The organism is Mycobacterium shunyiense (genome assembly GCF_058270035.1).
Window position 1 is genome coordinate 218234 of the sequence record NZ_JBZDPT010000044.1, and the last position, 7168, is coordinate 225401.

General features: G+C 67.0%; 8 protein-coding genes. 6 read left to right on the top strand and 2 right to left on the bottom strand.

The genetic code is table 11. The features are described 5' to 3' along the window. Positions 1-5 precede the first annotated feature (5 nt). The 3 genes from AC4ELS_RS25900 (at position 6) to AC4ELS_RS25910 (ending at position 2870) form a co-directional block, all read left to right on the top strand. The gene (locus AC4ELS_RS25900) at positions 6-770 is read left to right on the top strand and encodes an SDR family NAD(P)-dependent oxidoreductase (protein ID WP_499049953.1); all 765 of its coding nucleotides are present in this window, start codon (positions 6-8) and stop codon (positions 768-770) included. Beyond that, on the top strand, positions 767-1612 hold the full coding sequence (locus AC4ELS_RS25905; protein ID WP_064960505.1) for an SDR family NAD(P)-dependent oxidoreductase: 846 nt from the start codon (positions 767-769) through the stop codon (positions 1610-1612). Before AC4ELS_RS25900 ends, AC4ELS_RS25905 begins: the two co-directional genes overlap by 4 nt. Before the next feature lie 64 nt (positions 1613-1676). Next, positions 1677-2870 carry an AI-2E family transporter gene (locus AC4ELS_RS25910; protein ID WP_499049865.1) on the top strand — a complete coding sequence of 398 codons (1194 nt, stop codon included), beginning with the start codon at positions 1677-1679 and terminating at the stop codon, positions 2868-2870. An 18-nt stretch (positions 2871-2888) separates the two neighbouring features. Here AC4ELS_RS25910 and AC4ELS_RS25915 read toward each other — a convergent pair whose 3' ends face one another. Both AC4ELS_RS25915 and AC4ELS_RS25920 read right to left on the bottom strand, forming a co-directional pair. Continuing rightward, positions 2889-3692: a dienelactone hydrolase family protein gene (locus AC4ELS_RS25915; protein WP_448442287.1), complete on the bottom strand. Its 804-nt coding sequence runs from the start codon at positions 3690-3692 to the stop codon at positions 2889-2891. Between the two features lie 23 nt (positions 3693-3715). Beyond that, a complete protein-coding gene (locus tag AC4ELS_RS25920; protein ID WP_499049868.1) occupies positions 3716-4354 on the bottom strand; it encodes a DUF4245 domain-containing protein in 639 nt (212 codons plus the stop codon). A gap of 55 nt (positions 4355-4409) precedes the next feature. Between AC4ELS_RS25920 and glpX the strand changes: the two genes are divergently transcribed. The 3 genes from glpX to AC4ELS_RS25935 all read left to right on the top strand — a co-directional run. Next, the gene (gene glpX, locus AC4ELS_RS25925) at positions 4410-5438 is read left to right on the top strand and encodes a class II fructose-bisphosphatase (protein ID WP_055116699.1); all 1029 of its coding nucleotides are present in this window, start codon (positions 4410-4412) and stop codon (positions 5436-5438) included. Between the two features lie 18 nt (positions 5439-5456). After that, the gene (locus AC4ELS_RS25930; RefSeq protein ID WP_064960502.1) at positions 5457-6872 is read left to right on the top strand and encodes a class II fumarate hydratase; all 1416 of its coding nucleotides are present in this window, start codon (positions 5457-5459) and stop codon (positions 6870-6872) included. 130 nt (positions 6873-7002) lie between these two features. After that, positions 7003-7168 (top strand): helix-turn-helix domain-containing protein (locus AC4ELS_RS25935; protein WP_499049956.1); only part of this gene is annotated, 166 nt, incomplete at its 3' end.

Sequence of the window (7168 nt, forward strand, 5' to 3'; positions counted from 1 at the left end):
GCAGCATGACGACGGAACGCGTCGCGATCGTCATCGGCGGAGCTTCGGGGATCGGCTGGGCCAGCGCCCAGGCCCTGGCCGCCGACGGCTGCCGCATCGTGGTGGCCGACCGTGACGCTGACGGAGCGGCGGCCCGAGTCACTCAGCTCGGTGCGCCGCACACGAGCCACTACGCCGACGTCACCGACGAGAGCTCGGTGGAGAAGCTGTTCGAGGCCGCGGGACCGGTCGACATCGTGCTCAACTGCGCGGGGTTCAGCAACGTCGGGCTGATCACCGACCTGGCGGTCGAAGACTTCCGCTCGGTCGTCGACGTCTGCCTCAACGGCGGGTTCATCGTCGCCAAACACGCCGGGCGTAACCTGCCCGAAGGCGGTGTCCTGGTGTCGATTTCATCGCTGAACGGGCGCCAGCCCGCGGCCGGGATGAGCGCCTACTGCGCCGCCAAGGCCGGATTGTCGATGCTGACGCAGGTGGCCGCGCTGGAAATGGGACCACGCGGCATCCGGGTCAACGCGATCGCGCCAGGATTCGTCAAGACGCCACTGACCGATCCTGCGGCGATGATCCCCGGTGTGGTCGAGGAGTACGTCGAGAACACCGCGCTGGGCCGCAGCGGAACCCCGGAGGACATCGCGGCCGCCGTCGTGTTCCTGTGTTCGCCCCAGGCCTCGTGGCTGACCGGCGAAGTTCTCGATCTCAACGGCGGCGCGCACCTCAAGCGCTACCCGGACATCCTCGGACACGTGATGAAGCTGGCCCAGGCGTGACAAGCCTCGCCGGCAAGCAGGCGATCGTCACCGGCGCCGGATCGGGAATCGGCGCGGCCCTGTGCCGGGCGTTGGCCGGCGCCGGCGCCGAGGTGCTCTGCACCGACATCGACGAGGACGCCGCAGCCCACACTGCGGCTGCGCTCGGCGCCCGGTCGGCACGTCTGGACGTCACCGATGCGGCCGCCGTGCAAGCCGCGGTCGACGGCGTCGTGGACCGGGCCGGCCGACTCGACCTGATGTTCAACAACGCCGGCATCGTCTGGGGCGGGGACACCGAACTGCTGACGCTGGATCAGTGGAACGCCATCATCGACATCAATGTGCGCGGCGTCGTCCACGGTGTCGCCGCGGCGTATCCGCAGATGATCCGGCAGGGCCACGGCCACATCGTCAACACCGCATCGATGGCAGGTCTGGCCGCAGCGGGCCAGCTCACCAGCTATGTGATGACCAAGCACGCCGTCGTCGGGCTGTCGATGGCCCTGCGATCGGAAGCGGCCGCCCACGGCGTAGGTGTGCTGGCGGTGTGCCCGGCCGCGGTGGAGACGCCGATCCTGGACAAGGGCGCGGTGGGCGGTTTCGTCGGCCGCGACTACTTCCTGCAAGGCCAGGGCGTCAAAACCGCCTACGACGCCGACCAGCTGGCCGCCGACACCCTGCGTGCCATCGCGCGCAACAAGGCCATCCTGGTCAAACCTCGTCGTGCCCATGCCTCCTGGCTGTTCGCCCGCATCGCGCCGGGTCTGATGCAGCGACTCTCGATGCGGTTCGTCGCCGCACAGCGCGCCGGCCAGGCCGCGCACCGCTCGACTGAAGGCTCCAGCGTCACGCCAGAGTGACGCTCAATGCCGACCGTCACGCCAGCGTGACGATAGGGTCAGCCCAACGGCGGGAAGGGGCCCGATGAAAGACGAGTTCAGCCTCACCCAGAAGCGGGCGCTGGCGGTCGTCACGGTGCTGGCCGTGCTGCTGGGCGCCTACTTCCTGCGTGGTTTCTTCGTCCTGATCGTGATGGCCGCGGTCGGCGCCTATCTGTTCACCCCGCTCTATCAACGGTTTCAGCACCGGCTGGGCACCGGCCTTTCGGCCACGCTGACGGTGTTGGTCGCCATCCTGATGGTGATCATCCCGGTGTCGTTGGTGGTGTTCATGGCCATCGTGCAGGTGACCCAGCTGGTCAACACAGTCAGCACGTGGATCGCCGACACCGATGTCAGCACCCTCGGCGACCGGGCCCTGCAACTGGTCAACTCACTGCTCGGCCGGGTGCCGTTCCTGGACATCCACCTGACCGCGGATTCCTTGCGCGACACGGTGGTCAAGCTTTCTCAACACATCGGCGAATGGCTGCTGGGCATTCTGCAGGGCGCGGTCGGCGGCATGGTCGGCGCGATCACCGGATCGATCATCTTCCTGTACGTGTTCATCTCGATGCTGGTCAACAACGCCGAGATGGCCACACTGATCCGCCGGCTCAACCCGCTCGGCGAAGAGATCACCGATCTGTACCTGGCCAAGACCGGCGCCATGGTGAAGGGAACGGTCAAGGGGCAGTTCGTGATCGCGCTCTGCCAGGGTGTGGCCGGTGCCATCTCGATCTACATCGCCGGCTTCCACAACGGGTTCTTCGTCTTCGCGATCCTGCTGACCGCCCTGTCCGTCATCCCGCTCGGTGGCGGCATCGTGACCATTCCGTTCGGCATCGGAATGATGTTCTTCGGCAACATCATCGGCGGCATCTTCGTGGTGGTGTTCCACCTGCTGGTGGTCACCAACATCGACAATGTGCTGCGGCCGTGGCTGGTACCCAAGGCCGCCCGGTTGGATCCGGCACTGATGCTGCTGGCGGTGTTCGCCGGCATCTCGATGTTCGGCTTCTTCGGCCTGGTGATCGGGCCGGTGCTGATGATCATCATCGTCACCACGGTCAGCGTCTACCTGGCGGTGTTCAAGGGCGTCGAGCTGGAAACGACCGAGCCCGACGAGCCGGGTCAGCGGCCGTGGCGGCGGATGTGGGACTGGGTACAGAAACGGCTCGGGGGAAAGAAACCTGAACCCCGAGCCGAATCCAAAGCCACGGCCGAAGCCGAGAGCTAGTCGGTCAAACGCATTTCCCTAATTCGAGCACAGCCGCTCGGTCAGGAACGCGACCACCCTCTTGCGCGCCTCATATGCAGGATGCCCGTCAACCTCGCGCACCTGATCGGTGAGCACCGAGTGCGCCGATGCGGACAACCCGTCGGGATTGCCCTTCTTCGAATTGATCTCGATCACCTCGAACGCGTCCCCCAGGCGGGCCTTGAGGGTGGCGAACCGCTCCCCCGGCGCCAGTTTGTCCTGGCTGAACCGAAGGGCCAGTGCGCACAGCCCGTCATTGGCAACGCGCTGTTCGACGATCTTGAGCTCGGCCTCCGACATACCCGGATCACGTTTCTGCGCCGCGGTCAGGGCGATCGGCACCGACGGCTGACTGAGCACCGGGGCCAGCACGCTGTCGTCGACGGCCGCGGCGAGCGCAAAGCCGCCCGTGAAGCACTGCCCGATGACGCCGACGCCCTTACCGGGGGTAGTGGCGTTGAGATCGCGGGCCAGCGCCCGGAGGTAATGCGCGACGGGCCGGTCGGCATTGGTGGCGAATGCCGCAAATTCCTTTGTCACGCAGGCTTTCAGCATGACCGGGATGGCGCCAGGGCGGACGGCGGAGGCACCGGGGGTGCCGAACAGCGACGGCGCGGCCACCGTGAAGCCGTTGTCCACCAGATGGTTGCCCAGCGCGAGTACGCCGGGATGCAGGCCGGGAATCTCGGGGATCAGGACCACGCCGGGGCCTTCGCCCTTGCGGTAGACGTCATAGGTCTGATCGGCGGCGGTGAAGGGGGTAGCGGTCCACCCGGTGAGATCTGCAACTGGCGACGACAACACGGGCTCCATCCGTTAGTGCGTCACAGCCTCTTGATCGGCAGCGGCGACTGCTTCTGCGTCGCACTCGCCAGCGTACGGTACTCATCAGTACCACCGGCGCCGGTGATCGCAACCTGAGCCGGTCCGCTCAGCTTTGTCGTCCACACCGGTTCCGGGTCGCTGCTCTCGTAGACCACCCAGGTCACCCCGTCGACGTCCTGGGTACCTGCCGCATACGAGTCCGGCTTGATCGAGGCCACCAGGGCGGCCTCGTCGGCATTGCTCTGGGTAAGGCTCAGGTACTTGCCGGTGGGGGCCAGATAACCGATGCGTGAGGACACCGCGCGGGCGTGCTGGCCGTCGGGCAGCGTCAAACCGCCGTCGATGCCGTGGCGACTGCCGGAGTTGGGCTGCCAGCCCTCGGGCAGCTGAGGCAGGCGGATCGGGATCTTCAAGGTGTCGGCGTCGGCCTGCAGCGCGGCCGGCGCATCGAATTCGGGGGCCGGACCGGCCCCGGGCCCACCCGCCTGAAACGAGCACATCCCCAGCATCCCCGCGAGCACGATGCAGGCCACCACCAGCGGCGCCATCGACCAGAACATGTCCCGGCCGTCCTGCAGCAACCGCGACTTTTCCGGCTTCGGGACCGGGGTTGGCTGAGACGTCGGCTCGGAGGACATGTTCGTCAGTATCCCAGCTCCCAAACGCTGACCACGTTCTGGGACAATCTGGGCCATGAGTCCCACGCGGGGGGAAGCCCCGGATCGCAACCTTGCCCTTGAGCTTGTCCGGGTGACCGAGGCCGGCGCCATGGCGGCAGGCCGCTGGGTCGGCCGCGGCGACAAGGAAGGCGGCGACGGGGCCGCTGTCGACGCCATGCGTGAGCTGGTCAACTCGGTGTCGATGCGCGGTGTCGTGGTGATCGGCGAGGGCGAGAAAGACGAAGCCCCGATGCTCTTCAACGGTGAAGAGGTCGGCAACGGCGACGGGCCGGAGTGCGACTTCGCTGTCGACCCGGTCGACGGCACCACGCTGATGAGCAAGGGCATGCCCAACGCCATCTCGGTGCTCGCCGTCGCCGAGCGCGGTGCCATGTTCGACCCGTCCGCGGTGTTCTACATGAACAAGATCGCCGTCGGCCCCGAGTGCGCCGACGCGATCGACATCACCGCCCCGATCGGCGAGAACATCCGCCGGGTGGCCAAGGTGCGCGGCGCCTCGGTGAGCGATCTGACCGTGTGCATCCTCGACCGTCCGCGCCACGCCCAACTGATCGACGACGCTCGCGCCGCCGGCGCCCGCATCCGACTGATCACCGACGGTGACGTCGCAGGCGCCATCTCGGCCTGCCGCCCCAACTCCGGCACCGACATCCTGGCCGGCATCGGTGGCACCCCCGAGGGCATCATCGCCGCGGCCGCGATCCGCTGCATGGGCGGCGCGATCCAGGCCCAGCTGGCCCCCACCGACGACGCCGAACGCCAGAAGGCACTCGACGCCGGCTACGACCTGGACCAGGTGCTGTCGACCGACGACCTGGTCTCGGGTGACAACGTCTTTTTCTGCGCCACCGGCGTCACCGACGGCGATCTGCTCAAGGGCGTGCAGTACTACCCGGGCGGGTGCACCACCCAGTCCATCGTGATGCGGTCCAAGTCCGGCACCGTCCGGATGATCGAGGCCTACCACCGGCTGACCAAACTCAACGAATATTCCGCCATCGACTTCACCGGCGACAAGACCGCCGCCTACCCGCTCCCGTAACTCGCCAGAAAGGGCAACATGAGCACCGATACCGACGGAGCTGTCGAGTACCGCATCGAGCACGACACCATGGGCGAGGTCCGGGTGCCGGTCAACGCCCTATGGCGGGCGCAGACCCAGCGCGCCGTGGAGAACTTCCCGATCTCCTTCCGTGGGCTGGAGCGCACCCAGATCCGGGCACTCGGCCTGCTGAAGGCGGCGTGCGCGCAGGTCAACAAGGACCTGGGCCTGCTGGCCGCCGAGAAGGCCGATGCCATCATCGCCGCGGCCGGCGAAATCGCCGACGGCCTGCACGACGACCAGTTCCCGATCGACGTGTTCCAGACCGGCTCGGGCACCAGCTCGAACATGAACGCCAACGAGGTCATCGCCTCGATCGCCGCCCGCAACGGCGTGACGGTTCACCCCAACGACGACGTGAACATGTCGCAGAGCTCCAATGACACGTTCCCGACGGCCACCCACATCGCCGCCACCGAGGCCGCTGTGCGCCACCTGATTCCGGCGCTCGAGGTACTCCATGAGTCGCTGGCCGCCAAGGCCAAGCAGTGGAAGACCGTGGTGAAGTCCGGCCGCACCCACCTGATGGACGCGGTGCCGGTGACGCTGGGCCAGGAGTTCGGCGGCTACGCCCGTCAGATCGAGGCCGGCATCGAACGCGTCAAGGCGACGCTCCCCCGTCTCGGTGAGCTCGCCATCGGCGGTACCGCCGTGGGCACCGGCCTCAACGCCCCCGACGGTTTCGGCCCCAAGGTGGTCGAGGTGCTGGTCAACCAGACCGGGCTGGCCGAACTGCGCACCGCCGCAGACTCGTTCGAGGCCCAGGCGGCCCGCGACGGGCTGGTCGAGGCGTCCGGCGCGCTGAAGACCATCGCCGCCTCGCTGACCAAGATCGCCAACGACGTGCGCTGGATGGGCTCGGGCCCGCTGACCGGCCTGGGCGAGATCCAGCTGCCGGACCTGCAGCCGGGCAGCTCCATCATGCCGGGCAAGGTCAATCCTGTTCTGCCCGAGGCGGTTACCCAGGTGGCCGCACAGGTCATCGGCAACGACGCTGCCGTCACCGTCGGCGGCCTGTCGGGCGCCTTCGAGCTGAACGTCTACATCCCGATGATGGCGCGCAACGTGCTGGAGTCGTTCACCCTGCTGTCCAACGTGTCTCGGCTTTTCGCAGAGAAGTGCATCGACGGCCTGGTGGCCAACGAGGAGCACCTGCGCACCCTGGCCGAGTCCTCCCCCTCCATCGTGACGCCGCTGAACTCGGCGATCGGCTACGAGGAGGCCGCCAAGGTCGCCAAGCAGGCGCTGAAGGAGAAGAAGACCATCCGCCAGACCGTGATCGACCGCGGCCTGATCGGCGACAAGCTGAGCGAGGCCGAGCTGGACAAGCGCCTCGACGTGCTGGCCATGGCCAAGGTGAAGGAAGGCGAGTAACCCTCACGTTTCTCTGCGCGAGCAGACGCAAAACTGCCTCTTTTCGCTTGAATGAAGTGCTCCCCGGAAGTTGGACTGAGAAATTCAGTTTGTTCTTCTGGGGAGTACTTTTTTGCATCCTTGTAGTTCGTTGACTGAGGCCCAGCGCGGTGCGGCGGTAGCGTTGTTCGAGCAGGGTCGGGGCTATAGCGCCACGGCGAGGTATCTGGGAGTGAGCCGGGGGCCGGTTCGCGAGATACATCGCCGTTGGGTCCTGCATGGCAGGAAGGTGCTGGTGGCAAAACCGACCAGAACGC

What these genes read in the sequence shown, in the direction of transcription:
- AC4ELS_RS25900 (WP_499049953.1), top strand. Translation starts at nt 6, where the DNA reads ATGACGACGGAACGCGTCGCGATCGTCATCGGCGGAGCTTCGGGGATC.
- AC4ELS_RS25910 (WP_499049865.1), top strand. Translation starts at nt 1,677, where the DNA reads ATGAAAGACGAGTTCAGCCTCACCCAGAAGCGGGCGCTGGCGGTCGTC.
- AC4ELS_RS25920 (WP_499049868.1), bottom strand. Translation starts at nt 4,354, where the DNA reads ATGTCCTCCGAGCCGACGTCTCAGCCAACCCCGGTCCCGAAGCCGGAA.
- glpX (WP_055116699.1), top strand. Translation starts at nt 4,410, where the DNA reads ATGAGTCCCACGCGGGGGGAAGCCCCGGATCGCAACCTTGCCCTTGAG.
- AC4ELS_RS25930 (WP_064960502.1), top strand. Translation starts at nt 5,457, where the DNA reads ATGAGCACCGATACCGACGGAGCTGTCGAGTACCGCATCGAGCACGAC.